This is a genomic window from Aeromicrobium changchenzhani (assembly GCF_057586615.1).
Genome location: NZ_CM172480.1, coordinates 2,884,546 through 2,911,329, shown reverse-complemented (window position 1 = coordinate 2,911,329; position 26,784 = coordinate 2,884,546). Strand labels below are relative to the sequence as shown.

General features: G+C 60.8%; 22 protein-coding genes. 17 read left to right on the top strand and 5 right to left on the bottom strand.

Features of this window, described 5'->3' with window-relative positions; genetic code table 11:
- Positions 1–28: 28 nt before the first annotated feature.
- From AC2YB9_RS14670 to AC2YB9_RS14660, 3 genes are read left to right on the top strand one after another with little or no spacing between them, the layout of a single operon-like run.
- The gene (locus tag AC2YB9_RS14670; RefSeq protein ID WP_487266086.1) at positions 29–1,009 is read left to right on the top strand and encodes an ABC transporter substrate-binding protein; all 981 of its coding nucleotides are present in this window, start codon (positions 29–31) and stop codon (positions 1,007–1,009) included.
- A gap of 46 nt (positions 1,010–1,055) precedes the next feature.
- Positions 1,056–2,573 carry an IMP dehydrogenase gene (gene guaB / locus AC2YB9_RS14665; RefSeq protein ID WP_487266085.1) on the top strand — a complete coding sequence of 506 codons (1,518 nt, stop codon included), beginning with the start codon at positions 1,056–1,058 and terminating at the stop codon, positions 2,571–2,573.
- A gap of 23 nt (positions 2,574–2,596) precedes the next feature.
- Positions 2,597–3,691: an NYN domain-containing protein gene (locus AC2YB9_RS14660; RefSeq protein WP_487266084.1), complete on the top strand. Its 1,095-nt coding sequence runs from the start codon at positions 2,597–2,599 to the stop codon at positions 3,689–3,691.
- Between the two features lie 12 nt (positions 3,692–3,703).
- Here AC2YB9_RS14660 and AC2YB9_RS14655 read toward each other — a convergent pair whose 3' ends face one another.
- Positions 3,704–4,666: a hypothetical protein gene (locus AC2YB9_RS14655; protein ID WP_487266083.1), complete on the bottom strand. Its 963-nt coding sequence runs from the start codon at positions 4,664–4,666 to the stop codon at positions 3,704–3,706.
- A 191-nt stretch (positions 4,667–4,857) separates the two neighbouring features.
- On the opposite strand from AC2YB9_RS14655, the gene AC2YB9_RS14650 reads away from it, so the two are divergent.
- The 10 genes from AC2YB9_RS14650 (at position 4,858) to guaA (ending at position 17,703) form a co-directional block, all read left to right on the top strand.
- The gene (locus AC2YB9_RS14650; protein WP_487266082.1) at positions 4,858–5,961 is read left to right on the top strand and encodes a GuaB3 family IMP dehydrogenase-related protein; all 1,104 of its coding nucleotides are present in this window, start codon (positions 4,858–4,860) and stop codon (positions 5,959–5,961) included.
- Positions 5,958–6,371 carry a hypothetical protein gene (locus AC2YB9_RS14645; protein ID WP_487266081.1) on the top strand — a complete coding sequence of 138 codons (414 nt, stop codon included), beginning with the start codon at positions 5,958–5,960 and terminating at the stop codon, positions 6,369–6,371. The genes AC2YB9_RS14650 and AC2YB9_RS14645 overlap by 4 nt, the downstream gene beginning before the upstream one ends.
- 28 nt (positions 6,372–6,399) lie before the next feature.
- Positions 6,400–6,873, top strand: coding sequence for a GNAT family N-acetyltransferase (locus AC2YB9_RS14640; protein WP_487266080.1), 474 nt, complete (start codon positions 6,400–6,402; stop codon positions 6,871–6,873).
- A complete protein-coding gene (locus AC2YB9_RS14635; RefSeq protein ID WP_487266079.1) occupies positions 6,873–7,673 on the top strand; it encodes an MOSC domain-containing protein in 801 nt (266 codons plus the stop codon). The genes AC2YB9_RS14640 and AC2YB9_RS14635 overlap by 1 nt, the downstream gene beginning before the upstream one ends.
- Positions 7,674–7,752: 79 nt before the next feature.
- Positions 7,753–8,877, top strand: coding sequence for an iron uptake system protein EfeO (gene efeO / locus AC2YB9_RS14630; protein WP_487266078.1), 1,125 nt, complete (start codon positions 7,753–7,755; stop codon positions 8,875–8,877).
- A gap of 13 nt (positions 8,878–8,890) precedes the next feature.
- Positions 8,891–10,177: an iron uptake transporter deferrochelatase/peroxidase subunit gene (efeB, locus tag AC2YB9_RS14625; protein WP_487266077.1), complete on the top strand. Its 1,287-nt coding sequence runs from the start codon at positions 8,891–8,893 to the stop codon at positions 10,175–10,177.
- A gap of 66 nt (positions 10,178–10,243) precedes the next feature.
- Entirely contained in the window at positions 10,244–11,818 is a 1,575-nt protein-coding gene (locus AC2YB9_RS14620) for a succinic semialdehyde dehydrogenase (RefSeq protein ID WP_487266076.1), read from the top strand.
- The gene (locus AC2YB9_RS14615) at positions 11,815–13,503 is read left to right on the top strand and encodes a GMC oxidoreductase (protein ID WP_487266075.1); all 1,689 of its coding nucleotides are present in this window, start codon (positions 11,815–11,817) and stop codon (positions 13,501–13,503) included. Before AC2YB9_RS14620 ends, AC2YB9_RS14615 begins: the two co-directional genes overlap by 4 nt.
- 66 nt (positions 13,504–13,569) lie before the next feature.
- Entirely contained in the window at positions 13,570–15,945 is a 2,376-nt protein-coding gene (locus AC2YB9_RS14610) for an ATP-binding cassette domain-containing protein (protein ID WP_487266073.1), read from the top strand.
- 192 nt (positions 15,946–16,137) lie between these two features.
- Entirely contained in the window at positions 16,138–17,703 is a 1,566-nt protein-coding gene (guaA, locus tag AC2YB9_RS14605) for a glutamine-hydrolyzing GMP synthase (protein WP_487268625.1), read from the top strand.
- Between the two features lie 7 nt (positions 17,704–17,710).
- Here guaA and nhaA read toward each other — a convergent pair whose 3' ends face one another.
- The gene (gene nhaA, locus AC2YB9_RS14600) at positions 17,711–18,988 is read right to left on the bottom strand and encodes a Na+/H+ antiporter NhaA (protein WP_487266072.1); all 1,278 of its coding nucleotides are present in this window, start codon (positions 18,986–18,988) and stop codon (positions 17,711–17,713) included.
- Between the two features lie 116 nt (positions 18,989–19,104).
- On the opposite strand from nhaA, the gene AC2YB9_RS14595 reads away from it, so the two are divergent.
- Complete coding sequence (locus tag AC2YB9_RS14595; protein ID WP_487266071.1) at positions 19,105–20,118, top strand: glycerophosphodiester phosphodiesterase; 1,014 nt, start codon at positions 19,105–19,107, stop codon at positions 20,116–20,118.
- Positions 20,119–20,383: 265 nt separating this feature from the next.
- The gene (gene zwf / locus AC2YB9_RS14590) at positions 20,384–21,820 is read left to right on the top strand and encodes a glucose-6-phosphate dehydrogenase (protein ID WP_487266070.1); all 1,437 of its coding nucleotides are present in this window, start codon (positions 20,384–20,386) and stop codon (positions 21,818–21,820) included.
- On the opposite strand, the gene AC2YB9_RS14585 is transcribed toward zwf, so the two are convergent.
- Entirely contained in the window at positions 21,821–22,030 is a 210-nt protein-coding gene (locus AC2YB9_RS14585) for a hypothetical protein (protein ID WP_487266068.1), read from the bottom strand. It lies immediately after the preceding gene.
- 149 nt (positions 22,031–22,179) lie between these two features.
- Between AC2YB9_RS14585 and pcrA the strand changes: the two genes are divergently transcribed.
- Positions 22,180–24,537 (top strand): DNA helicase PcrA, encoded by a 2,358-nt coding sequence (gene pcrA / locus AC2YB9_RS14580; RefSeq protein WP_487266067.1) that lies wholly within the window; start codon positions 22,180–22,182, stop codon positions 24,535–24,537.
- Positions 24,538–24,583: 46 nt separating this feature from the next.
- Here the strand turns inward: pcrA and AC2YB9_RS14575 are convergent, their stop codons facing one another.
- Positions 24,584–25,381: a M23 family metallopeptidase gene (locus tag AC2YB9_RS14575; protein ID WP_487266066.1), complete on the bottom strand. Its 798-nt coding sequence runs from the start codon at positions 25,379–25,381 to the stop codon at positions 24,584–24,586.
- 172 nt (positions 25,382–25,553) lie between these two features.
- Here AC2YB9_RS14575 and AC2YB9_RS14570 point away from each other — a divergent pair, with 172 nt between their 5' ends.
- Positions 25,554–25,823 carry a cobalamin B12-binding domain-containing protein gene (locus tag AC2YB9_RS14570; protein WP_487266065.1) on the top strand — a complete coding sequence of 90 codons (270 nt, stop codon included), beginning with the start codon at positions 25,554–25,556 and terminating at the stop codon, positions 25,821–25,823.
- Here AC2YB9_RS14570 and AC2YB9_RS14565 read toward each other — a convergent pair.
- Positions 25,820–26,686: an alpha/beta fold hydrolase gene (locus AC2YB9_RS14565; protein WP_487266064.1), complete on the bottom strand. Its 867-nt coding sequence runs from the start codon at positions 26,684–26,686 to the stop codon at positions 25,820–25,822. The two genes, AC2YB9_RS14570 and AC2YB9_RS14565, sit on opposite strands and share 4 nt — an antisense overlap.
- Positions 26,687–26,784: the final 98 nt, after the last annotated feature.

The following is a 26,784-nucleotide window of genomic DNA, read 5'->3' as shown; positions in this document are numbered from 1 at the left end:
GTTGCCTTAGTTAAGTTAGGCTGCCCTTATGAATTTCAAATACTTAGGCATCGTGATCGCGATCCCGGCGCTGCTCGCCGTTGCCGGTTGTGGCACCTCATCCAGCGATGCCAACAAGGCTTGGAACTACACCGATGATCGGGGTGAGGCGATCTCGCTCGACGCCGCGCCGAACCGTATCGTTGCTCAATCTTCGATGGCGGCCGCGTTGACCGACCTCGGTGTGAAAGACATCGTTGGCACGTTCGGCCCGCTCAAGAACGCTGACGGCAGTACCGACCGACAGGCCGATGGTCTCGATCCAGCGAACGTCGAAGACGTCACCGGGGAGGGTGACTATGGTGACGTCAACCTAGAAAAGCTCGCCACACTGCGACCTGATCTCATTGCGACCTATCAGTATCTGCCCAAGCAACTCTGGTACATCAGCCCGAGCGTTGAGCCGAAGATCGAAAAACTCGCCCCGACCGCGGTCGTCGACTTCCAAGGCAAAACGCTCGTACAAACCCTCGATGCAACGGAACAGTTGGCGAAGTCGCTCGGCGCGAATCCGAATGCTGCACAGGTGAAGCAGGCACATCGAGACTTTGCCACCGCTGGCGACCGTCTCCGTGTGATCGCCGAGAAACTCGGAGGCAAGAAAATTATTGCGGTATCGGCCGCGACTGACACGTTCTATGTCTCCGATCCGTCGAAGAGCCCAGATCTTGCCTACTACAAGGACATCTTGGGGCTGCCGATCGTTCGACCGACCGGGCTCAAATCAGCGGACTACTTCGAGGCGCTCAGCTGGGAAAACGCGGACCGCTACGGCGGCGACATCGCGCTGTACGACGCCCGCATTGGCGCTGCCGGGCTCAAACTGTTTGAGTCCGAGCCGGTGTGGCAGAAGGTCGCAGCTGGCCGAAACAAGGCGTATGTTCCGTGGCAATCAGTGGCGCCACCCAGTTATGCGGCATACGCCAAGATCATGAACGAGATCGCCGATGGCTTGGCGAAGCAGCTCTGAGGAATGGCCCGAATCGGTGCGGCTCGGTCAACGGTAAGATCGGGCCATGGACGTGAGTGCGGTAGGTATCCCAGAAAAATTCGGCATGATCGGACTGACGTATGACGACGTCCTACTGCTCCCGGGCGAATCCGATGTGATTCCCAGCGAGGCCGATACGACCGCGCAGTTGACCCGTGAGATTTCGCTTCGGATTCCACTATCGTCGAGTGCAATGGACACGGTCACCGAGTCAAGAATGGCGATCGCGATGGCCCGTGAGGGTGGCATCGGCATCCTGCACCGCAATCTGTCGATCGAGGATCAGGCCTATCAAGTCGATCTGGTCAAGCGGACCCAGACTGGCATGATCCCCAATCCGGTCACGATCGGCCCGAAAGCGACACTCGAAGAGCTCGACGAGAAGTGCGGTGAATATCGGGTCTCGGGCCTGCCAGTTGTTGACCAAGATAACGTGCTTCTCGGCATCATCACCAACCGTGATCTGCGTTTTGTGCCGCTGGCCGAATGGGCGCAGAAGACCGTCAACGAGATTATGACGCCAATGCCACTGATCACCGGGCCGGTCGGCATCAGCCGTGAAGATGCCTCCGCACTGCTGCGCGCCCACAAGCGTGAGCGGCTGCCGATCGTGGATGACCAGGGCCATCTTGCCGGGCTGATCACGGTCAAAGATTTCGTGAAGTCCGAACAGTTCCCACTTGCCAGCAAGGATGCTGAGGGTCGGTTGCTCGTTGGCGCGGCCATCGGCTTTTTTGGCGATGCGTGGGAGCGCGCTTGCGCCCTCGCTGAAGCAGGCGTCGACACGCTGATCGTCGACACCGCCAACGGCCATGCCCGGCTCATGCTCGACATGGTCCGCAAACTCAAGGCCGATCCCGCGACCCGCGGCGTTCAGATCATTGGCGGCAATGTCGCCACCCGCGAAGGTGCGAAGGCGCTTGTTGATGCTGGCGTCGACGCGGTCAAGGTCGGTGTCGGCCCCGGCTCGATCTGCACGACACGGGTCGTCGCCGGCGTAGGTGTCCCGCAGATAACGGCAATCTACGAAGCTTCGCTTGCCTGCAAGCCGGCGGGTGTCCCGCTCATCGGCGACGGCGGACTGCAATATTCCGGCGACATCGCGAAGGCGCTTGTTGCGGGTGCTGACACCGTGATGGTCGGTTCTTTGTTGGCCGGCTGCGATGAGAGCCCCGGTGACCTCGTCTTCGTAAACGGCAAGCAGTTCAAGGCTTATCGCGGTATGGGTTCGCTTGGCGCGATGGCCTCACGCGGTAAGAAGTCCTATTCGAAGGACCGTTATTTCCAAGCCGATGTGGCCAGCGACGCCGAGATCATTCCCGAAGGGATCGAAGGTCAAGTGGCCTATCGAGGGCCGTTGTCGGCGGTTGCCCAGCAACTTGTCGGCGGACTGCATCAGTCGATGTTCTATGTGGGCGCGCATACGATTCCCGAACTCCAGGAGCGCGGTAAGTTCGTTCGGATCACGCCAGCGGGCCTGAAAGAAAGTCATCCCCATGGCATCCAGATGACGGTCGAAGCCCCCAACTACAGCAGCCGATGACCCACTGCCGTTAGCCTCGACCTGTGAGCAACCGCAACGTCGCCGTCTTCATCGACGCCGAGAACCTGTTCAAGGGCTACGGCAAGCTTGAGATCCCCGACCTGCCGATGGGCGACGTACTCAAGCAACTCGAGGATGCCGCGTCGCGTGAGGCCGGTTCTGGAAGCATCGCGGTCGCGCGAGCCTATGCCGACTGGAGCGCCATCGGGCTGGAGGACTACCGCCGGGAGGTCGTACGCAGCGGGGTCGAAACTGTCCAGGTGTTCTCGGTCGGTAAGGCCGAGAAGAATGCCGCCGACATTGTGCTTGTCGTCGATTGTCTGCGTGCGGCTGCCGATCTCGAGCAGCTCGAGGTTTTCGTCATTGTGTCGGGCGACGGGGACTTCGTTCCGCTGGTTCGTCGACTGCACGAGTTGGATAAGTACGTCATCGGAGCGACGCTCGCGCATCACCCGGTCAACTCTGTCCTCGAGAAGGAAGTCGACCAATACGTCCCGCTCAAACTGATTCCCACGCCACCGGTCGCCGCGCTGAAGCCGGTCTTCTCAGGGCACGACGACGCAATGGCGATTCCGGTGAAGCCGACCAAAGCCAAGAAGACCACACCTGCCACCAAAGCTGAGAAGGCGTCGGCCGCGAAGAAAACTGCGAGGGAACCGGCCACCAAGGCAGCTGCTACCAAGGCGAAGGCGCCGGCGAAGAAGCAGCAACCCGCGCCGGCCAAGAATGCTGAAAACAAGGCCAACTGGCACGCAATGGCTAAGGACATTCCGGTCGTGCACGCCGAACCCGCGTCGTCGCCGCAAGAGTACAAATCGATCATCAAGAAGGTCCTGCTGGACTCGAAGGCGCGCAGCTTCTTCGACAAACTTGCCAATCAGGGTGGAACCCTGCCGATTTTGGCGATGGCGATCAAGGCCGCGGCCCCCAAGTTGAGCCCCTCAGACGCGCGCGTGAGTTCGCTCTCGCGGGCGCTGCGGTTCGCTCTAGACGGCACGCAGTACGCGCTCGCCCGGGAAAGCGATGACGTTCAGCCCGTGCTGGTCCGCCGCTCGGCCAATCCGTCCGGCCTGATGTCGGACCTTTCGCTCGATGACATCGAACGAGGCGTCCAGTAGGTCCGGGGTCGTTCAGTAGCTCGCGACGAGGTCCTTGGCCATTGCGATCAGGTCAGCTTTGCTGCCTGGTAGCAGCGCTGGCACGGACACCTGCACATACGTTCCGTTGCTCGTCACGAACAGAACGGACTTGCCGTCGACGCCGCCGATGAAGCCCGCGCTCTCGCCGAGCCCCGTGATCATTTCGCCACCGGATGAGTCGATCCTGTCTTTCAGATCGGCCTTTGCGTCTTTCTGCACAGCCGAGGTGACCGACACCGCGGCGCTCGGGGTGGCCCAGCTACACACGGTTTGTTTACCCGCTATGCGGAAGTCGCGCCGGATCGTCGCTTTCGCGCCCATGACCTTATCCGCGGCCGCGTCACCCTTTGCGCAGGCGGGCAGCTCACGAATCGGTGGCTCGACCTTGAGTTTTGGCGCAACTGGCACGGCGAGCGCGAGAGTCTTCGCCATCTTCTTGGCCGTCGTCGGAGGGCCTTGGTATGACGCGCGGATGATCCGGTCACCCACCCGGGCCACTGCAACGCTCGGAGCCCTGAAGTAGCCGCCATCGCCCACGTCGATGGCTTCGATCTTCGTGTAGCGGCCGTTGGTGTCCTTCTCGTGCTTCTTGGCCGCGCCCCAGCCGGACTCCGAAATTGGGGTCACCGACCAGCCGAACGTGATCGACGAGCTACTGTCCGTCTGTCCCACAATCAGGCTGCAGGTTTCGAATGAAGGGATTCCGACCAAGGACGTGCCCGCCGAACCGCGGTAGACCGCGGGTTGACCAAGCGCCTTTGCGACTCCCTGGGCGTTGATCTGAGCACATAGGCTGTTGGCCCAGATCTGGTCTGCGGTCTGGGGTTTCGGCGACTGCGGCTTCTGCGACGTATTGTCTGACTTCGGCTTCTCCTCAGCCTTGTTGTCAGAGCCGCCACAGCCGGCCACGATAACAAGGCTGAGTATGGCCACGGCGATCGCGGAACGGCGCATGTGCATATGGATCCCCCGGATCTCGATTCGTGTGCCGTGTCACTCTAGACGACCGATTCCACGGGGCGACGCCGGTGGCGCAAACCCGCGCAGCAGGAATCTGGCACAACTGGATGGCCAGCAACCCAACCCAACGCGACTTATCGCCTACGACCATTATACGTTCGGACTCACTCATCTAGGCTGTTCTCATGGATATCGAAATCGGGATGGCCAAGCGCGGACGCCGAGCCTACTCATTTGACGACATCGCGATCGTCCCGAGCCGGCGTACGCGTGACCCCGAGGAAGTCTCGGTCGCCTGGCAGATTGACGCCTATCGTTTTGAACTCCCGCTGATTGCAGCCCCGATGGACTCGGTCATGACGCCCGAAACTGCGGTCGCGCTCGGCAAACACGGTGGCCTCGGTGTCCTCAACCTTGAGGGCCTGTGGACCCGCTACGAGGATCCCGAAGAGCTTCTGGTGGAAGTGGCGACGCTGGACGGTGCTGCCGCGACGAGACGGCTGCAGCAAATCTATGCCGAGCCGATCCGCCCTGATCTTATTGCTGCTCGGCTCAAATTCATCCGCGACGCAGGGGTCACGGTGGCAGGATCGCTGTCGCCACAGCACACCAAGGAGTTCGCCGACGTCGTCGTCGAGGCCGGCGTCGATTTGTTCGTCATCCGCGGCACAACGGTCTCGGCCGAGCATGTTTCGAGTCGGGCTGAGCCGCTCAATCTCAAAGAATTCATTTACGAACTCGACATCCCAGTGATCGTCGGCGGGTGCGCGACGCATCAGGCCGCGCTTCACCTGATGCGCACAGGTGCTGCCGGCGTCCTCGTCGGCTTTGGTGGCGGTGCAGCGCATACGACGCGTTCGGTGCTTGGCGTTGCGGTACCCATGGCCTCGGCGGTCGCCGATGTCGCAGCGGCACGGCGCGACTACCTCGACGAATCAGGCGGCCGTTACGTTCACGTCATCGCCGACGGCTCGATTGGACGCAGCGGCGACATTGCCAAAGCAATTGCGTGCGGTGCTGATGCGGTCATGGTCGGTTCGCCGTTTGCGCGCGCTGCCGAAGCGCCCGGCCGCGGCTTCCATTGGGGCGCCGAGGCATGGCATGCTGCTCTGCCGCGCGGTGAGCGCGTCAACATCGGCACTGTTGGCAGCCTCGAATCAGTCCTATTCGGACCGTCCACCGTCCCGGACGGCACCATGAATTTTGTTGGCGCCCTGCGTCGGGCGATGGCCACGACCGGCTACACCGATCTCAAGGAATTCCAACGTGTCGAGGTTGTCGTCGGTTGAGCCAACCACCCATGTGGGGCTCGCTGCCCACTGCGCCGCCCTCACGCCAGGGCGAACTCAAGCCGTCGCGAGACGTCGACGTCGCCGCGGCATGGATCCTGTGGGCGTTGCTCCTGGTGGGCTGCTTGATGGTGTGGGTGGTCATGCTGATCGTCGGGCTGGGGTTCGGCGTCGGATGTTCGGCCGACCCGACGTTCGACACGATCTGCGCCGGCTCGGCGGCCGACGTGGCGCAGGCCGGCTACTTCGGTACGTGGTTCGTCATGGCGCTGGCGGTGATCCTCTCCTTGGTGATGACGATCGTCCAGACGGTCCGCCGCCGGCTGGCCTGGATCTGGCCCGCGATCGGGATCGCCGCGGTGGTTGCGTCGTTCCTAGTCTGGTGGCTGGCCTATGTCATCGCAGGCTGACCTCCCGACAGTGCGCGACACTGGCACGGTGAGCATCCAGAAGGCGCCGAGGTTCGAGCGTGTGGACTTCGACGATCCTGATGCGGCCGCACTGCGCGAAGCGATGGTTGCCGAAGTCAGCGCGCTCTATGGCTCGCACCGCGACTATGCCAGCGGCGACGGCAGTAGAGGCATCGACCCGTCCAGCGTTGTCATGACTCTGGTCGGCTACGAAGGGGATATCCCTATCTGCCAAGCGGTGCTGCGGCAACTTCGCGACGATTTCGAGGTCAAGCGGATGTTCGTCGTACCAGCATTTCGTGGCACCGGGGCCTCGCACGCCATGCTCGCGGAATTGGAAGCAGAGGCGCGGACCCGATCGGCTAGGCGCGTTGTCCTGCATACCGGGAGCCGCCAGGAGGTCGCAATCCATACCTACCAACGACACGGTTACACGCCGATCGACATCTACGAACCCTATGTCGGTATGCCCGAGTCGATGTGCTTCGAAAAGGTGCTGTGATGCGAGTCGTGGCGATCAATCTTTATCCGGTCAAGGCGACCAGGGGAGTGCCGGTCGCGTCCGCCCAGGTCGAGTTCGCTGGGCTGCGCCACGACCGCCGCTGGGCGATCGTCGATCTCGACGGCACCCGGCTCAGCGCCAGGGAGCACGACACGTTGCTGGCGGTGACGGCGACTCCGGCCGACGACGGCGGGATTGTGCTGTCCGCAGACGGCCAGAATTCGTTGGTCGTGGCGGCACCAACCGGCGGACCGCTCCGAACGACCAACATCTCCCGTCTGGCCGAGGCCGTGGATGCTGGGGATGCGGCAGCGGCCTGGTTTAGCGAACATCTGGATAAAATGGTCCGCCTCGTCTGGCAAGCAGATCCGGACGGGCGGCCGATCTCACTCAAGCACGGTGGGACCGGCCACGAACCAGTGAGCCTCGCCGACGCAGGTCCGCTGCTGTTGACGTCCTCGACCTCGCTCGCGCGACTCAATGAGTGGATCGACGGGGAGCCGATCGGGATGCAGCGCTTCCGACCCAATGTTGTGATTGACGGGATCGAGGAGGCGTTCGCCGAAGACCGCTGGCGCGAGTTTCGGATCGGCGATGTGGCCTACCGGATCGGTGAGCACTGCGACCGGTGCATGGTCCCGACGATCGACCCCGACACCTTGATACATGGCAAAGAACCCATCCGCACGCTCGCGAAGTATCGCCGGTGGGACGGCAAGACGTGGTTCGGCATCCGCATCATTCCGCTGTCCAAGGGGACTCTCTCAATCGATGATGGGGTCTGCGTCACAGCCAGTTGACGAACCACCTACGAAATGCCCTAGCATGGTGAGGCTAGCCTAATATTAGGCATCCCTGAGTTTAAGGAATCACCTCGCGATGAAGAGCACGCTCGTACTCCTCGGCACTGCTTCGGCCCTTGCCATCGGCCTTTCCAGCTGTGGCGCCGACAGCTCGGCGTCGGGGGCGCTCACGGTCAAGGCTTCGGACAATTCGTGCAAGGTGAGTCAAACGAGTCTCGATGCCGGGCCAGCGACGTTCAAGGTCACCAATACCGGCTCGAAAGTTACTGAGTTCTACGTCTACGCCAGCGGCGACCGGATCGTGGGCGAGGTCGAGAACATCGGTCCGGGACTGTCGCGCAACTTGGTCGTGGACCTGCCCAAGGGGACGTATGAGGGTGCCTGCAAGCCGGGGATGATTGGCGACGGTATTCGGCAGAGGATCACCGTCACCGGCAAGGCGGCCAAGGAACTCTCCGATTCCCAAGAGCTGAAGGCTGCGGCGCGCAGTTATGAGCGTTACGTCAACTCACAAACTGGTGCGCTCATCGTCAAGACCGAGGAATTCGTCGCCGCTGTCAAGGTTGGCAATGTCGAGAAGGCCAAGACCCTGTTCCCGATTGCGCGAACCTACTGGGAGCGGATCGAACCAGTCGCTGAGTCGTTTGGAGACCTGGACCCGATCACGGACGGTCGTGAGGGCGATGTCGAGCCCGGCGATGATTTCACCGGCTGGCACCGGATCGAGAAGCAGCTGTGGGTGGCGGACAATACCAAAGGCATGGACAAGTACGCCGACCAACTGCTCGCCAATGTGAAGGAAATCGTGGCTCGTGGCAAGAAAGCACCGTTGACGGCGCTTGAGCTGGCCCAAGGCTCCAAAGAGCTCCTCGACGAGGTGGCGACCGGCAAGATCACCGGTGAAGAGGACGAGTTCAGTCATACGGACCTGTGGGACTTCAAGGCAAATATCGAGGGTTCTGAAGCAGCAATCAACGCGCTCCGGCCGGTCCTGGATCGGCAGAACGCGGCGCTGGTCATAGAGCTCGATCAGCGCTTCAAAGGGCTCAATACCGAACTCAACCAATATCAGTTGCCCGATGGTAGTTGGACGCTTTACGACAAACTGACCAAGGACCAAATTAAGTCGCTGTCGGATGTGGTGGCAGCGCTGAGCGAACCGATCAGCAAGGTTGCTGCGGTCATTGCGAACTCGGTCTGATGAGGGACGGGCTATGAGGCAAACCCAACGGAACGCCGAAGGCAATGTTTCCCGACGCGCGCTCATCGGGACCGCGGGCGTCGGTGCGCTTGCGCTCGGTGCGGTTGGCTTCGCCCAAGCTTCTGACGACGGGCCTGATGAAGCGAAGATCAATTCGGCCGACGCGCCAGTGGCATTCGAAGGCAAACATCAGGCGGGCATCGTCACGCCGGCGCAGGACCGGCTTCACCTCGCGGTTTTTGACGTTACTGCCACGACGCGGGATGAAATCGTGACATTGCTCAAGGATTGGACCGACGCGGCCCGAAAAATGACTCAGGGCAATGATGTCGGTCAGTTCGGCGCCGTCGCTGGACAGCCGGAAGCGCCGCCGGAGGACACCGGTGAAGCACTCGGCCTGCCGCCCTCGCAGTTGACCATCACGATCGGCTTCGGGCCGACATTTTTTGAGAAAGACGGCAAGGCAAGATTCGGGCTTGAGGGCAAGAAGCCCGCTCTGTTGAAGCGTCTACCGCACTTCACTGGTGACCGCCTAGAGCCGGAGATCAGTGACGGCGATATCGCGATCCAGGCCTGTTCGAATGATCCGCAGGTAGCCGTTCATGCGATCCGCAACCTGGCACGGATTGCGTTTGGCCGCGCTTCGGTGCGGTATTCCCAACTTGGCTTCGGACGCACCTCATCGACGTCGACGGCCCAGATCACCGCCCGCAACTTATTCGGTTTCAAAGACGGAACGGCCAACATCAAGGTTGAAGAAAAGAAGGACGTCGAAGACTTCATCTGGGTCCATTCTGAGGACGGCGCCGGCTGGATGACCAACGGCAGCTATTTGGTCACACGCAAGATCAACATGCGCATCGAAACCTGGGACCGCGAGTCACTCGAGGGGCAGAACGTAATATTCGGCCGGGTTAAGGGTTCTGGCGGCCCCATGTCCGGCGGCGATGAATTCGATCCCATTGACTTCGATGCCAAGGATTCCGGCGGTGAATCTAAGATTGATCCGCTTTCACACGTGCATCTTGCTCATCCCAAGTTCAACAAGGGGGCAAAGCTGCTGCGCCGCGGCTACAACTTTGTTGACGGCTCGGATGGATTGGGTCAGTTGTCGGCGGGTTTGTTCTTCATCGCCTATCAGCGCAATCCGATCACGCAGTTCGTACAGATCCAGAACTCACTGGCCGGTCCGACCCATGATCTGCTCAACGAATACATCGTTCATGTTGGCTCGGGTATTTTCGCGTGCCCACCGGGTGTCAGCCGAAACGGTTATTGGGGCGAGGGCATCTTCGCCTAACAGTCGAGTCGATTCAGTCCAGACATCGCGGGACAACGTTGGCATACTCGCGGTATCCTAACTGCTATGTCGACTACGACCCCCGAAGTCAGCCCGTTCGCCGGGAAACTTACCGCTCACCGGGTTGCCGAGCTTCTGGGTGAGATCCGGACGACGACCGTCGAAACTCGGACCACGATTTCGCCGATGGATGGTTTGCCGGTCGCGGATGTGCCGGTGTCGAGTATCGATGACGTGCAGACTGCCTTCGACTCTGCACGCGCTGCGCAGACGAGTTGGGCTGCGACATCGCTGCGACAGCGCAAGCAGATGTTGCTCCGACTGCATGACCTCGTGTTGGACCATCAGGATGAGCTGATGGACCTCATCCAGATCGAGTCGGGCAAAACCCGCGCGCATGCCTTCGACGAAGTCGCCCACGTTGCCCTGACGGCGCGGTTCTATGCGCGTCGGCTGCGCAGACAGGTCAAACCTCAGCACCGCTCGGGCGCGCTGCCATTTCTCACCCGCGTCCGGGTCAATATCGTGCCGAAGGGCGTCGTTGGCATCATTTCGCCGTGGAACTATCCGCTGACGATGGCGATTTCGGACGGAATCCCGGCGATCGCCGCTGGCAATGCTGTCGTACACAAACCCGACAGTCAGAGTCCGTTGATCGCGTTGGCGGCGGTCGAACTCCTACGTAAGGCGGGAATGCCGGCCGATCTGTGGCAGGTGGTCAGTGGCGCTGGCTCGGTTATCGGCACAGCAATCATTGAGCGTGCGGACTACATTTGCTTCACCGGCTCGACGGCAACCGGCAAGATCATCGCCAAACAGGCGGCTGAACGACTCGTGAACTGCTCGCTGGAACTCGGCGGGAAGAATCCCATGATTGTTCTCGACAGCGCCGATCCGGAGCGGGCTGCCGAGGGGGCGATTGGTGCTTGTTTCTCTTCTGCTGGCCAGTTATGTGTGTCGATTGAGCGGCTGTATGTCGCTGACAAAATCTATCCGGCGTTCAAGGCTGCCTTCGTGCGCAGAGTCAAGACGATGCGACTTGAGTCCAGTCTCGACTTCGGTCCGGACATGGGTTCACTTGTTTCTGCAAGTCAGCTCGAGATGGTTGAGAAGCATGTGGCCGATGCCGAGGCGAACGGTGCGACAATCCTGACCGGCGGCAAGGCCCGCCCCGATCTCGGTCCATTCTTCTTCGAGCCGACGGTGTTGGAAGGTGTCACGCCAGCAGCCGAATGCTTTGCCAATGAGACCTTTGGCCCGCTGGTCTCGCTCTACCGCTTCGGCAGCAATGATGAGGCGGTAGCGCTGGCCAATCAGGGCGAGTATGGGCTCAACGCCAGCATCTTCGGCAATGCGCGGCAGGCACGTGGCATCGCTGGCCAGATCTTGGCCGGTACCGTCAACATCAACGAGGGCTTCGCTGCGACGTTCGGCAGCGTGGATGCCCCGATGGGCGGCATGCGCCAGTCTGGCCTCGGGCGCCGGCATGGTGCCGAAGGAATCCTGCGTTACACCGAACCTCAATCGGTCGCCAGTCAGAGTTTGATCCCGGTCAGCGGCCCGAAATTCTTCTCCGCTGAAAAGAACTCACGCTTGTTGACCTTTGCCCTCCGTCTACTGAGAAGGACCCCACGCGCATGACCTATGACTACGACGTTCTGGTGATCGGTTCGGGTTTTGGCGGCAGTGTCTCGGCGCTGCGCCTGACCGAGAAGGGCTATAGGGTCGGCGTATTCGAAGCTGGCAAGCGTTTCGCAGACGCAGACTTTGCCAAAAATTCATGGCGGCTGCGTAAGTTTCTGTGGATGCCTCAAATCGGCTGCTATGGAATTCAGCGCATCGACAAACTCAAAGATGTTCTGATTCTGTCCGGCGCTGGCGTCGGCGGCGGGTCGCTGGTCTATGCGAACACCCTGTATGAACCCCTTGATCCGTTTTATCAAGACCCGGCGTGGGGCCACATCACCGATTGGAAGGATGAATTGGCGCCTTATTACGATCAGGCCAAACGAATGCTTGGCGTCAGCATCTATCCGCACGTCACCGAAGCCGATCGGGTTATGCGCGAAGTTGCTGAGCAGATGGGCGTTGGTGGCACGTTCCATCACACGCCCGTGGGTGTGTTCTTCGGTGAGCCCGGTGAAAAGATTGCCGATCCCTATTTTGGCGGCGTCGGGCCTGACCGAAATGGCTGCCTCAATTGCGGCGAATGTATGACTGGCTGCCGCCACAACGCCAAAAACACCTTGGTCAAGAATTATCTCTATCTGGCCGAGAAGGGCGGCGCTGAGATCAGGCCGTTGACGACCGTTGTGTCGGTCACGCCATTGGCTGGTGGCGGCTATGAGATCGAGACCCGTCGGACGAATCGTCGCTTTCGGCCGCACAAGAAGGTCACAGCTGAGCAAGTCATCTTCTCAGCGAGCACGATGGGGACCCAGAAACTCCTGCACAAGATGCGTGACCGCCACACGTTGCCAAATGTGTCGAACCGGCTCGGCTTGCTTACTCGGACCAACTCCGAGGCCCTACTTGGCGCGATTGCCGACGGCAAAGATATTGACTACAGCAAAGGCATCGCGATCACTTCGTCATTCCACCCGGACGAACATACCCACATTGAACCCTGTCGTTACGGCAAGGGATCGAATGCCATGTCGCTGATGCAGACCGTCCTCACCGACGGCAGCACAGATACCCCGCGATGGCGGGTGTGGCTGCGCGAGATGTGGGCGCAGAAGCGCAATCTGTTCAAACTGTACGACCTGCGGCATTGGTCAGAGCGGACGATTATCGCGCTGGTCATGCAAACCCATGACAACTCCATCACGACCTACACGAAACGCGGCATCACCGGGCGCAAGAAGTTGACCTCCAAACAAGGACATGGCGCTCCAAATCCGTCGTTTATCCCGCCAGCACATGATGCGGTCAAGCGGATGGCTACGGTGATGGGCGGAACCGCAGGAGGAACGCTCGGTGAACCCTTCAACGTGCCACTGACCGCTCACTTCATGGGCGGCTGCGCGATTGGTGACAGCCCTGAAACCGGCGTCATTGATCCGTTCCAACGGCTCTATGGCCATGCGGGCCTGCATGTCGTCGACGGCTCGGCAATCTCCGCCAATCTTGGCGTTAACCCATCGCTTACGATCACCGCACAGGCGGAGCGAGCAATGGCGTTCTGGCCCAATAAGGGCGAAGTTGATACCCGGCCGTCAGTTGGTTCGGACTACGCCCGGGTCACACCGGTCAAACCGGTCCATCCGATGGTTCCCGATGATGCGCCAGCCGCATTGCGCCTGCCGATCGTCGAAATCGGCTGAGCGGCGGCACCTCGGGCACGGCTAGGGTTGACCACAAAATCGACCTGTCCACGTGAGAGAGCCGCGATGACCATGGGCAACAGCTCCGACCCGCTGAGAACTTCCGACAGTCACGATCGGATCCGTGTGCACGGTGCGCGGGTCAACAATCTCAAAAACATCAGTGTTGAGATTCCGAAGCGTCGGCTGACGGTTTTCACCGGTATCTCCGGCTCGGGCAAGAGCTCGCTGGTGTTCGGCACGATCGCCGCTGAGTCGCAGCGGCTGATCAACGAAACCTACAGTTCTTTCCTGCAAGGCTTCATGCCCTCGCTCGCGCGGCCCGATGTCGATGTGATGGACGGACTGACGACCGCGATCATCGTCGATCAGGAGCGTATGGGGGCTGACCCGCGCTCGACCGTTGGCACTGCCACCGATGCCAATGCGATGCTGCGCATTCTCTTCAGCCGGCTCGGAGAGCCGCACATCGGCTCGCCCCAGGCATTCTCCTTTAACGTGGCCTCGATCTCCGGCGCCGGAGCAGTCACCCTCGAGAAGGGCGGCCGTACGACGAAGGAACGACGAAGCTTCAACATCACTGGCGGCATGTGCCCGCACTGTGAAGGCCGAGGAGCGGTGACGGACTTCGATCTGACCGCGCTGTTCGATGCGACCAAGTCGATCGCCGACGGCGCGATCACGGTGCCCGGCTACAGCATGGACGGTTGGTATGGCCGAATCTTCAAAGGCGCTGGCTTCGACATGGACAAGCCGGTCGGGAAGTTCACGAAGAAAGAACTTGATGATCTGCTGCACAAAGAGCCGACGAAGATCAAGGCCGAAGGCATCAATCTTACGTATGAGGGGCTGATTCCGAAGATCCAGAAATCGTTTCTCGCCAAGGATGTCGACGCGATGCAGCAGCACATTCGCACCTTTGTTGAGCGCGCCATTACCTTCACAACGTGCCCGAAGTGTGATGGCACCAGGCTCAGCGCAGCCGCTCGTTCATCGAAGATTGACGGCATCAGTATCGCCGATGCATGCGCGCTGCAGATCACCGAACTCGCGGCGTGGGTGCGTGAACTCGACGACTCCGCAGTTGCGCCATTGCTGAAAGCATTGAGTGAAACTCTCGACTCATTCGTCGAGATTGGGCTCGGCTACCTGAGTCTCGATCGACCAGCAGGCACGCTTTCGGGCGGCGAGTCGCAGCGCACCAAGATGATTCGTCATCTCGGCTCATCCTTGACCGATGTCACCTATGTGTTCGATGAGCCGTCGATCGGACTGCATCCGCATGACATCCAGCGGATGAATGACCTGCTGCTGCGCCTTCGCGACAAGGGAAACACGGTGCTCGTCGTTGAACACAAGCCAGAGCTGATTGCGATCGCTGATCATGCCGTCGACCTTGGGCCCGGCGCCGGTGCTGCCGGGGGAGAGCTGGTGTTTGAAGGCACGGTTGAAGAGTTGCGGGCCAGTGACACGCTCACGGGTCGGCATCTGGACGACCGGGCCGCGTTGAAATCCTCGGTGCGCACCCCGTCGGGTTCGCTGGCAGTACGTGGGGCCGACACCCACAATCTGCAAGCTGTTGATGTCGACATCCCACTCGGTGTGCTGACCGTCGTGACAGGCGTCGCCGGTTCGGGCAAGACTTCGCTGATCCACGGATCGGTTTCCAAGCGGGACGGTGTGGCGACAGTCGATCAAGGTGCGATTAAGGGCTCACGCCGAAGCAACCCAGCGACATACACCGGAATGCTCGACTCGATCCGAAAGGCATTCGCAAAAGCCAATGGAGTTAAGCCGGCGCTGTTCAGCGCCAACTCCGAGGGCGCCTGCCCAACCTGCAAAGGCGCCGGAGTGATCTATACCGATCTGGCCGTGATGGCCGGCGTGGCCACGCCGTGTGAGGTGTGCGAAGGGAAACGGTTCCAAGCCGAAGTCCTTGACTATAAATTCGGTGGAAGAGACATCAACGAAGTGCTCACGATGTCAGTAACCGAGGCGGAGCGGTTCTTCAGCGATGGCGCTGGCAAGGTGCCCGCGGCGCACAAGATACTCGACCGGCTCGTAGATGTGGGCCTTGGCTATCTCACGATTGGCCAGCCGCTCACCACGTTGTCAGGCGGCGAACGGCAGCGGCTGAAACTCGCAATTCAGCTGGCTGAGAAGAGCGACATTCTGATTCTGGATGAGCCGACGACCGGACTTCACCTGGCCAACGTCGAGCACCTCTTGCAGCTTTTGGATCGTCTCGTCGACGCGGGGAAGACCGTCATCGTGATCGAGCATCATCAGGCCGTCATGGCACACGCGGACTGGATCATCGATCTCGGCCCCGGCGCAGGCCACGAGGGTGGACGAATTGTCTTCGAAGGAACCCCAGCCGAACTTGTGGCCGATCGTTCAACGCTTACCGGTGAGCATCTGGCGGGATACGTCAAGGGGTGAACATGCACAGGGCCTGACCGGGAGGGAGCTCACGGGTCAGGCCCTGTCGTGCCACGAGGAGTGGACACCAGAACTAACGGGAGGGAGTTAGTTAGTTCCACCCAGATCAACGACTGTCGGCGTGCGGGGTTACGCGGGTTACACGCGATTTCAAAGAATCCTTCGGGCCGATAGACTCCCCGGGTGGCGAATATCGGATTTCAGGAACATGACCTTGTCCTCGTGGTCGACTTTGGCGCGCAATACGCCCAGTTGATTGCCCGCAGGGTCCGAGAAGCGCAGGTCTACAGCGAAATCGTGCCCAGCACGACGTCGCTGGCCGATATTTTGGCCAAACGACCGACCGCGATCATCCTGTCTGGCGGTCCGCAGTCGGTGTATGCCGAGGGCGCTCCGCAGATCGGCACGGCGCTGTTCGAGCAAGGGATTCCGGTATTCGGCATCTGTTATGGCTTCCAGGCCATGGCCTTGGCGCTTGGCGGTTCAGTAGCTCAGACTGGGCTCTCCGAATTTGGCCGGACTGGCGTCGAGATCGATGCGCCCGGCACTCTTTTGGCCGATCTGCCAGCCAACCATCGGGTTTGGATGAGCCATGGCGACTCAGTGTCGATTGCCCCGGCCGGTTTTGCCGCATTGGCACACAGCGCTGGCGCAGCGATCGCCGCCTTTGAGGACACCGAGCGATGCTTCGCGGGGGTTCAGTGGCATCCCGAGGTGCTGCATAGCGAGCACGGTCAGCAGGTTTTGACTAGGTTCTTGGTCGATATCGCTGGCTGTCGCCAGACCTGGAACAGCGCCAATATCGTTGAAGAGCAGGTTGCGCTCATACGCGCAGCCGTTGGCAACAAGCGTGCTATTTGTGGACTATCCGGCGGTGTTGATTCCGCGGTCGCCGCGGCCCTCGTCCAGCGCGCGATCGGGGACCAGTTGACTTGCGTGTTCGTCGATCACGGCCTGCTGCGAAAAGGCGAAGCCGAACAGGTCGAACGCGATTATGTCGCGGCGACAGGTGTCGATCTGAAAGTCGTCGAGGCCAGTGAGCAGTTCCTTGGCTTCCTCGATGGCGTCACCGATCCCGAGGAAAAGCGCAAAATTATCGGCCGCGAATTCATTCGGGTGTTCGAGGCTGCCCAACGCGAAGTTGTCGCGGCTGCAGCGGGTGAACCGGTCGAATTTCTCGTCCAAGGAACCCTTTATCCCGATGTGGTCGAATCCGGCGGCGGCGAAGGAGCTGCCAACATCAAGAGCCATCACAATGTCGGCGGGCTGCCCGATGACCTGGAATTCACCCTCGTCGAGCCGCTCCGTGCGCTGTTTAAAGATGAAGTCCGGCAAGTTGGCTTGGCGCTCGGGCTGCCCGAAGCGATCGTCTGGCGACACCCGTTCCCGGGCCCCGGTCTGGCAATTCGCATCGTCGGGTCGATTACCGCCGATCGACTACGCATCCTGCGCGACGCGGATGCGATCGCGCGCGAAGAACTCACTAGGGCCGGGCTTGACCGCGAGATCTGGCAATTCCCAGTCGTTCTCTTGGCCGATGTTCGATCCGTTGGCGTCCAAGGCGATGGACGTACTTACGGTCACCCGATCGTGCTGCGGCCGGTAACCAGCGAGGACGCGATGACTGCGGACTGGGGACGACTGCCTTACGATGTCATGGAGGCGATCTCAACGCGCATCACGAATGAGGTCCGTGAGGTCAACCGGGTTGTCGTGGACATCACCAGCAAGCCGCCGGGCACGATCGAGTGGGAGTAGTCCCCGCTCAATCCTGGTACACATCCGGTATGCCGTCTTGGTTGTCATCGCGTTCTTCGCGTTCAGCGATCAGCCGGTAGGTCCGGTTGCGTGAGCGCAATACAACTGTCGCGCAGAGGGCAGAGATCAGCGAGCCCAGCAGTACACCGACCTTGACGTGTTCGTCGGTGCTGCTGCCGGTTCCATAGGCAAGTTCGCCGATCAGCAGTGAGACCGTGAAGCCGACGCCGGCAAGGATCGACAGGCCGAAGACATCCAACCATTCGAGATCGTCGTCGAGGCTAGCCCGGGTGAAGCGGGCCATGAGCCAGGTACTGCCGAACACTCCGATCGCCTTGCCCACGAACAGCCCCGCGATGATGCCCAAGGTGATGGGCTCGCGCAGAGCGCTGGTGAATCCATCCCACCCGTTGACCGCGACGCCGGCGGAGAAGAACGCAAAGACAGGCACTGCGAAACCGGCCGAGATGGGGCGCACCAGATGCTCAAAGTGTTCGGCCATCCCGGGCAGCGTGTTGCCATCCTTGCGCAGCACTGGCACCGCGAAGCCGAGCAGTACGCCGGCGACCGTGGCGTGGACACCTGAGGCATGGACGCAGCCCCAGGTGAGCGCGGCGAGTGGGAGCAGCAACCACCATGATCGGATCCGTCGTTGGACGGCCACCGTGAACAAGGCAAGCGGTATGAGGGCAGCCAGCAGCCACAGGAGTTCAAGGTTTTTGGTGTAGAACAGCGCAATGATCGTGATGGCGAACAGGTCGTCGACCACGGCAAGTGTCAACAAAAATGTACGCAGGCCGGTCGGCAGATGGGTGCTGATGACCGCCAGCACCGCGAGCGCGAACGCGATATCTGTCGCGGTCGGGATTGCCCAGCCCCTCAGCGCACCAGCGGCGCCGCCGAGGTTGACGATCGTGAACACGATCGCCGGCACCGCCATACCGCCGAGTGCCGCGACAATCGGGACTGCCGCCCGGCGCGGATCGCGCAGATCGCCGGCGACGAATTCGCGTTTTAGCTCTAGACCCGCGACGAAGAAAAAAATCGCCAATAATCCGTCGGCCGCCCAGGTGCCCAACGTCAGGTCGAGGTGAAGATCGGCTGGTCCAATGACCGTGTCACGGAAGGCGGCATAGCCGTCGCCGTCGGGCGAATTGGCCCAGACGATCGCGACCAGCGTGGCGAGGATCAGCAGCGCGCCACCGATCGTCTCCTTGCGGAGGACGTCGCCGATCCGAGAGGTTTCAGGCCATGATCCGCGTCCGAAAAGTCTTCCATTGGCCATGGGTCCACACTACTGGTGCCTGCCAGCGCGCTGGGGCGGACGTTGGGTTGGCGACACTCAGCGATTCCCCGATTGAATGTTTGCTCGGGCAGGGCGGGATGAGGTTGACTTGGCGCATGACTGCTCCAATCGTGATCGCCCACCGCGGGGCCTCGGGTTATCGGCCCGAGCACACCCTTGCTGGATATCAACTTGCCATCGACATGGGTGCCGATTACATCGAACCTGATGTGGTCAGCACCGCCGATCGAGTTCTACTCGCACGCCACGAGAACGAAATCTCCGGAACGACCGATGTGGCATCCAAACGTGAGTTTGCCGACCGCAAGACGACCAAGGTCGTCGACGGCAAAAAATTGACCGGCTGGTTCACCGAAGATTTCACCCTCGCCGAGATCAAGACACTTCGTGCGACTGAACGCATTCCCAAGGTTAGAGATGCCAACGCTCGCTATGACGGCCGTTTCGAAGTGTGCACCCTTGATGAGATCATCGATCTGTTGGAGTTGAACAACGCGCATCGCGGGATCCCCGTGTCGGCCTATATCGAAACTAAACATCCAACATATTTCGACGGCATCGGTATCAATCTCGACGATCTCTTGTTGGAGGTGTTAGGTCGGCGTGGCCTCGACCATGAGGGCGGCAAAACGATAATCCAGTCGATGGAGCCGCAGAATCTACGATCTTTAAGCACGCGCACGAAACTCCCGCTCATACAACTGCTCCCGGCGAAGGGACAGCCCGCAGACTTCGTCGCTTCTGGTGATCCGCGGACCTATCGGGATTTGGTGAAACCTGCCGAGCTTGCTCAGATCGCAACGTATGCGGCGGGAATCGGAGCCCATAAGGATTGTGTGATTCCACGGGATTCGCGAGGCAATCTGGGTGCTCCAACGAGTTTGGTTGAAGATGCACACGCCGCGGGATTGCTGGTGCATCTTTGGACGATGCGGGACGAAAATCAATTCCTACCGGCTGATTTGTGGCGAGGAACCAAAAAGAACGCCAAAGGTAATGTTTTTGCCGAGTTCGAACGGTTCTTCGACGCTGGGATTGATGGGCTGTTCGCCGATAACGCCGATACCGCAGTTGAGGCTCGGCGCGGCTGGTTAGCCGGTCGTGATTGACCGGTCGGTGGCTCAGCAACCTTGTCTTAGACCGGCCGGTGCCTCAGCAACGGTATCTCTGGGAATAAGGTTGCTCAAACACCGCTGGGTGACGGGTGACGCAGGATGTAGTCGGGCAGCTAGACGTCCTCGGACCATTGCGGGTTCGCGTTGACGATCGGGAGATCGATCTAGGTGGCGCTTGCAGGGGCCTGTCATGCGGCTGTCACTCACTGTCAATCGAAAGAACCGCGACAGGGACGGCCGTGAGCCCTACTGTGGAATCGTGAACGAGCCAACTCTGATCGTGCTGTACGGTGCCACCGGCGACCTGTCCCGACGCAAACTCCTTCCCGGGCTGATGCATCTGCTGGAGTCCGGACTTATCCCCGATTCGCGGATCATTGGCGTGTCGCTCGACGATTTCACCGATGACGATTTTCGCGAGTTCGCGGAGAAATCCTGCCGAGAGTTCAGCACCCGGCCGATCCCCGACGACATGTGGCTGGCATTTGCGGCGAAGCTGTCATATGTGAACGTGAAAGCCGGGCCCGAGGCATTGGCGCGGGCTGCCGCGCACCATGAGGCCGAACTCGGCGGCGAGGTGCGTCGGCTTCATTATTTGAGTGTTCCGCCCGCATCAGCACTGGACGTCGTCGGTATGATCGATGCCGCTCAACTGGTCGAGCGATCACGGATTGTGATGGAGAAGCCTTTCGGCACGGATCTGGCAAGCGCGAAACGGCTCAACGCCCAATTGCACGAAGTGTTCGCCGAGGAACAGATCTTCCGAATCGATCATTTTCTCGGCAAAGAGGCTGCGCTCAATATATTGGCGTTTCGGTTTGCCAATGGCCTGTTCGAACCGATCTGGAACCGCAACTTCATTGATCACGTTCAGATCGACGTACCCGAGACGATCTCGGTGACCGGTCGCTCGGGGTTCTACGAAGGCACTGGCGCGTTCAAAGACATGGTCGTCACTCATCTCTTCCAGGTGCTGGCGTTCATGGCGATGGAGCCGCCAACCGCGCTCGACTCGGACTCGATCAGTGAAGAGAAGAACAAGGTCTTCCGGTCGATGCTGCCGCTCGATCCGCGGTATGTAGTCCGAGGCCAGTATGTGGGCTATCGCGATGAGGATGGCGTGTCAGCTGAGTCCGAAACTGACACGTTTGTCGCGCTGCGGGCCGAGATTGATAATTGGCGCTGGGCTGGCGTGCCGTTTTATCTGCGCACCGGCAAGCAGTTAGCCGAAGGTGCTCGGATCATCTCGATCGCGTTCCGGGAACCGCCGAAAAGTATGTTCCCGGCTGGCTCTGGCGTCGGATTGTCCGGGCCCGATCACCTGACCTTCGATTTGGCCGATGCGTCGAAGATGTCGCTGTCGTTCTATGGCAAGCGACCCGGCACCGGGATGCGGTTGGACAAACTCTCGATGCAGTTCGCGATGCAGGAGAACGAGCGAGCCGGACAGGTGTTGGAAGCGTATGAACGACTCATTCACGATGCGATGCGTGGTGAGCGGACCCTGTTTACGACTGCCGAGGGTATCGAGCGACTGTGGGAGATCTCCGAGCCATTGCTCGCTGATCTGCCACCGGTACGGCCCTACCCGGAGGGCACTTGGGGGCCCAACGCGGTACACCAGCTGATCGCCCCGCGGGGTTGGCGATTGCCATTTGAGCGGACGTGGCGCAAACCGAACACCACCGCCGAGTGATCATTCCTCGGGCTTGTCCTTTTTAAGGTAATCGAGGTGGTCGTGGCCGGGCAGGTGCGGCGGTGGTTCATCGGAGCGATCGGGGCTGCCGATGCCGAACAGCGAAAACCCAAGCAGCGCGAGCGCGCCAGCTACTGCGAGGACGATAAACATTGTCACCGGCACGAGATTCTCCTTCGGATGGATGACCGGAATCAACCCTACACGCACCACCCCATCCCACGAGTGGCGCAGTAATGGCCGAATCCGCGACGATTTCTGTCATTCGTGCGCCATTCGACGCGAAGTTATCGGGCCACGCACCGGCGAGGCGAGCCTGTCGGCGCATTGTCCGCGGTGAACCGTACTCTTGACGCACAATGACTTTGCCGTTTCCAGTGCCCTCCGCCGCTCCTGCTGCGTCCAACCGACCCACGCCCGATGCGCTGCTGCATGGGCTGAATGACGCGCAGCGGACGGCCGTCGGGCACACCGGCGGGCCGCTGCTTGTCGTGGCCGGTGCCGGCTCGGGCAAGACTCGGGTCCTGACCCGCCGGGTGGCTTGGATCATCGCGGCCCAACACGCGCACCCCGGCTCGATTTTGGCGATCACGTTCACCAATAAGGCTGCCGCCGAGATGCGCGAGCGGGTTGCCGAGCTCGTCGGACCGCGCGCCAAGCTCATGTGGGTTTCGACCTTCCACTCCGCGTGTGTGCGCATCCTGCGCAAAGAGGTGTCGAGATTCGGCTATACCTCCTCGTTCTCGATTTATGACTCGGCCGATTCCAAGCGGCTGATGACCTTGGTATGTCGGGAGCTTGGCCTCGACCCCAAACGGTTCAATCCGCGGGCCATCCTCAACTGGGTGTCGAATGCCAAAAATGAGCTTCTTGATCACGAATCGGCAGGCAGCCGCGCCAACAACGAGACCGAGAAGATCTACGCCGAGGCGTATGCCAATTATCAGCGCCGCCTCGTGGCCGCCAATGCGATGGACTTCGACGACCTGATCATGAACACGGTGCACCTGTTTCGGGCATTCCCCGAGGTGCGCGAGATCTATCGTCGTCGTTTCCGACACGTCCTCGTCGACGAATACCAGGACACCAACGCGGCTCAGTATGCCTTCATCCGCGAGTTGTGTGATGAGCCTGACTCCGATCTTCTCGTGGTCGGCGACTCCGATCAATCGATCTATGCCTTCCGCGGTGCCAACATCCGCAACATTCTTGAGTTCGAGCTGGATTTCCCCAATGCCAAGACCGTCCTCCTCGAACAGAACTATCGCTCCACGCAGACGATCCTGTCGGCTGCCAATGCGGTCATTTCCCGCAATGAGGGTCGGCGCGCCAAGAAACTGTGGTCACAAGAGGGCGATGGCGAAATGATCGTCGGTTATGTTGCCGACGATGAGCGCGATGAGGCACAGTTCATCGCCGACGAGATTGACAAGCTCGCCGAGGATCATGACATCAAGTCAAGCGACATCGCGATCTTCTATCGGACGAATGCACAGAGCCGAGTCTTCGAAGAGGTGTTCATCCGGGTCGGTCTGCCCTACAAGGTTGTTGGTGGCGTGCGGTTCTACGAGCGCAAAGAGATCAAAGACGCGCTGGCCTACGTACGGGCCCTGACCAATCCCGCTGACGCAGTGTCGCTGCGACGCATCATCAACGTGCCCAAACGGGGCATCGGTGATCGGGCCGTGGCCGCGATTGACGCCATTGCGCGGCGCGACAATCTGAGTTTTTGGGACGCGCTGATCCGCGCCGATGAGGCCCCCGATCTGGCGACGCGATCACTCAATGCGATCACCGCGTTCGTGACGATCATGAGTGAGCTTCAGGCCTTGGCCGCAACGAACGCGCCGGCTGATGAGGTCCTCGAGGCAGCGCTCACGCGCAGCGGCTATCTGAACGAGTTGGAAAGCAGCACCGACCCGCAGGATGAGACTCGAGTGGAAAATCTTGCCGAGCTTGTTGCGGTGGCGCGGGAGTTTGTCGTCGACGCGAGCACGATCGACGAAGGCGAGCCCGAAGCCGAGGGTGATCTGCTCGAAAACGAGGATTTGCCCGAAAACGAAGATGTCTTTGAGGACGTGGCCGTATTCGCACCTGGCTCGCTCGCGGCCTTCCTCGAGCGGGTCGCACTGGTCGCCGACGCCGACTCAATCCCCGACGACGGCGCCGGCGTCGTGACGCTGATGACGCTGCACACTGCGAAGGGTTTGGAATTTCCCGTCGTGTTCCTGACCGGACTAGAGGACGGCTTGTTCCCGCACATGCGGGCGATGAGTGATGCGAAAGAGCTGGAAGAAGAGCGCCGGTTGGCCTATGTCGGCGTGACCCGCGCCCGCAGTCGGCTCTATGTCACCCGGGCTGCGGTTCGTTCGGCCTGGGGAGCGCCTGCGCACAACCCACCCTCGCGTTTCCTCGATGAGATCCCCGAGCGTGTGATCGAGTGGCGTCGGCTGGGTCTGCCAGCATTTTCATCGTCGTTTGCGCCACGTCCGGTTCAGACGACGTTCGGCTCGGCCAATGTGTCGGCGCGCGCGAAGCAGCGCGCCCGCACGGTCATCTCGCTCGCTCCGGGCGATCGTGTTGTCCACGACAGCTTCGGTATGGGCATGGTCGTCACTGTCGATGGCGTAGGGGACAAGGCAGTAGCCTCGGTCGACTTCGGCTCCAGCGGCGTCAAGCGTCTGTTGCTTCGTTACGCCCCGGTCGAGAAACTCTGACTGTGAGAAACGCTGACTGTGAGGAAGGTCTGACCGGTCGAGCAGATTACGGCGCGACGCCGTGTGCGACGAGTACCGGCGCCGGATCGACGGCCGCGCCACCATTGGGGTGGACTTCAAGGTGCAGATGCGGACCGGTGACATTGCCGGTCGCGCCGGTGTAACCAATTGTCTGGCCGGGTGCGACCTTCTCGCCCGGCTTGACCCCGAAACGGCTCTGGTGGCCATACCAAATGTCTGTGCCGTCAAGGAGCGTGATGACGGTGCGGTTGCCGTAAGCGCCTTCGTAGCCGGTCGATTTAACCGTGCCAGCGGCGACGGAAACGATCGTCGTGCCTGACGGGCCAGCGAAGTCGAGTCCGGTGTGCACGGTGGACCACAGCGAGCTGCGCTGCCCAAAACGTGCCGTGAGGTGGTAGCCCGCGACCGGGAGCACCCACTGCTTAAGTTTGGCTTCTTTATCCGCGAAGTTCTGTACTTTGTCGGCTTGCTCAGCGAGAGCTAACGTGCGGTTCTTGGCCTGCTGCGTTGTCTGCTTGGCCAGCAGTTCGCGGTCGAAGTCGCGGCTGACATCAGTCTGATCGGCGCTGACGCCGCCGTCACTACCGGTGTAATTGGCGGTGATGGACTGGGCGTTGGACGCAAGTGCGGTGCTGTCGGCGTGGGCAGAAACCACCACTGATCCGAATCCCGCGACGGCGAGGGCAATTACACCAATAAGCGCCGGAACTGGCACGAACCTGCGTTTGAGTCGTCGAGTACGAGGCGCCACACGTTTGCCAGCGGACCGGGTGGGGGATTGCTGTGAAACGTCCAGCCGGCGTTTTGGCGCAGATGACCTCACGCGATGAACCTCCGGATTGTCTTACGGGACTTGACGACCCTACCCGATATCAACGTTCAACCGAAACGGGTCTCCACAATTTGCAGTACTCCTACCATTCATTCCGCCTAGATGTGGTGATATTTGTGACGGCTGTCACTGTGCGATCGCATCGCGTGCCACCATGTCGAGCATGGGAATCAGACGTGTCGTCGTCGCGGGAGCGCGCTCGGATGGCGGCCTTCGACGGATGCAAACCTTGGCGCATTCACTTCGGGAAGCCGGCCACGAGGTCGTGCTGATCGGCGACAATCAGTCGCCCGAACAGATCGTTTTCACCGCGATCGCCGAGGACGCGAACGCGATCGGAATTCCGGACGCCGGCGCCGATTTCTGCGCCGTCGTCCGGCGGCTCCTCGCCGAGAATGCGGCCGACGACATCGAACTGCTCGAACAGAACTAACTTTTCGCGGTCACGAAGGTCGTAATTCGATCCGCAATGAGATCGGGATGCGTGCGCACGACCCAGTGCCCGGCTGGAATGTCTTCGCGCCGCACATCCGATGCGAACTGGCCGATGTCATCGAACACATTGGGCGTGATGAAGGCGTCGTTGGTCGGCACCAGAAGCTGGATCGGAAGGGTCGTCGTGCCGCGCGCGGATGAGAGCCGGTTGGCGCGATAGAGGTTGACGCCGTTGGCACCGTCGGCCGCGAAGGATTCCGCCCAGTGTGCGGAATCGCCCAGTTGCTGCTTCGCGGTGAGCGCGCGTCGTAGCTGTCGCCCAAAGCGGCGAAATACCAACTCAGGCAAAAATGGCAACTGGAAGGCAGCGATGTACCAGGAATGGGCCAACTGACGCAAGACCACCCGACGGTTTCCTTGGCGAAAGCCCGAAGCGAGGAAGTGGCCGAACAGGTCAAGCCCAGGACCGCTGATCGACGTGTAGGACGCGATGCGACCGATCAGGCGGGGATCGTCGGCTGCGCGCATGACGGCGCCCCACAGCTGGACTGATCCCCAGTCGTGGCCGACAAGATGAACCGGCTGGCCGTCCGGCCGTGCGCGGTCGATGACCGTCGCGAGATCGTCGACAAGCAGCTCCATCACATACCCGCTGCGGGAAGGGGGAGCGCTCGATGCGCCCGCACCGCGTACGTCGTAGGCAACCACATGAAATTGCGACTCAAGTAGGGGAATCACTCGATCCCAAACCGCGTGCGTGTCAGGAAATCCGTGCACGAGCACGATCGTTGGCCCAGTCGGTAAACCACTGCTGGTGACGTTGAGGTGGGCACCGGCTGAGGCGACGATAAAGGCGGACATGTGCTTCCAATCCAGGAGTGTGATCAACCCAATAAGGCAGGGAACTCGGTAAACGGATAGAGTCGAAAGGCCGTACGGATCGTAACGGACTAACAACT

Bases quoted from the DNA above. Each gene is read 5' to 3' on its own strand.
- AC2YB9_RS14670 (WP_487266086.1), top strand. From the start codon at position 29: ATGAATTTCAAATACTTAGGCATCGTGATCGCGATCCCGGCGCTGCTC.
- guaB (WP_487266085.1), top strand. From the start codon at position 1,056: ATGGACGTGAGTGCGGTAGGTATCCCAGAAAAATTCGGCATGATCGGA.
- AC2YB9_RS14655 (WP_487266083.1), bottom strand. From the start codon at position 4,666: ATGCGCCGTTCCGCGATCGCCGTGGCCATACTCAGCCTTGTTATCGTG.
- AC2YB9_RS14650 (WP_487266082.1), top strand. From the start codon at position 4,858: ATGGATATCGAAATCGGGATGGCCAAGCGCGGACGCCGAGCCTACTCA.
- AC2YB9_RS14635 (WP_487266079.1), top strand. From the start codon at position 6,873: ATGCGAGTCGTGGCGATCAATCTTTATCCGGTCAAGGCGACCAGGGGA.
- efeO (WP_487266078.1), top strand. From the start codon at position 7,753: ATGAAGAGCACGCTCGTACTCCTCGGCACTGCTTCGGCCCTTGCCATC.
- efeB (WP_487266077.1), top strand. From the start codon at position 8,891: ATGAGGCAAACCCAACGGAACGCCGAAGGCAATGTTTCCCGACGCGCG.
- AC2YB9_RS14620 (WP_487266076.1), top strand. From the start codon at position 10,244: ATGTCGACTACGACCCCCGAAGTCAGCCCGTTCGCCGGGAAACTTACC.
- AC2YB9_RS14615 (WP_487266075.1), top strand. From the start codon at position 11,815: ATGACCTATGACTACGACGTTCTGGTGATCGGTTCGGGTTTTGGCGGC.
- AC2YB9_RS14610 (WP_487266073.1), top strand. From the start codon at position 13,570: ATGACCATGGGCAACAGCTCCGACCCGCTGAGAACTTCCGACAGTCAC.
- nhaA (WP_487266072.1), bottom strand. From the start codon at position 18,988: ATGGCCAATGGAAGACTTTTCGGACGCGGATCATGGCCTGAAACCTCT.
- AC2YB9_RS14595 (WP_487266071.1), top strand. From the start codon at position 19,105: ATGACTGCTCCAATCGTGATCGCCCACCGCGGGGCCTCGGGTTATCGG.
- pcrA (WP_487266067.1), top strand. From the start codon at position 22,180: ATGACTTTGCCGTTTCCAGTGCCCTCCGCCGCTCCTGCTGCGTCCAAC.
- AC2YB9_RS14570 (WP_487266065.1), top strand. From the start codon at position 25,554: ATGGGAATCAGACGTGTCGTCGTCGCGGGAGCGCGCTCGGATGGCGGC.
- AC2YB9_RS14565 (WP_487266064.1), bottom strand. From the start codon at position 26,686: ATGTCCGCCTTTATCGTCGCCTCAGCCGGTGCCCACCTCAACGTCACC.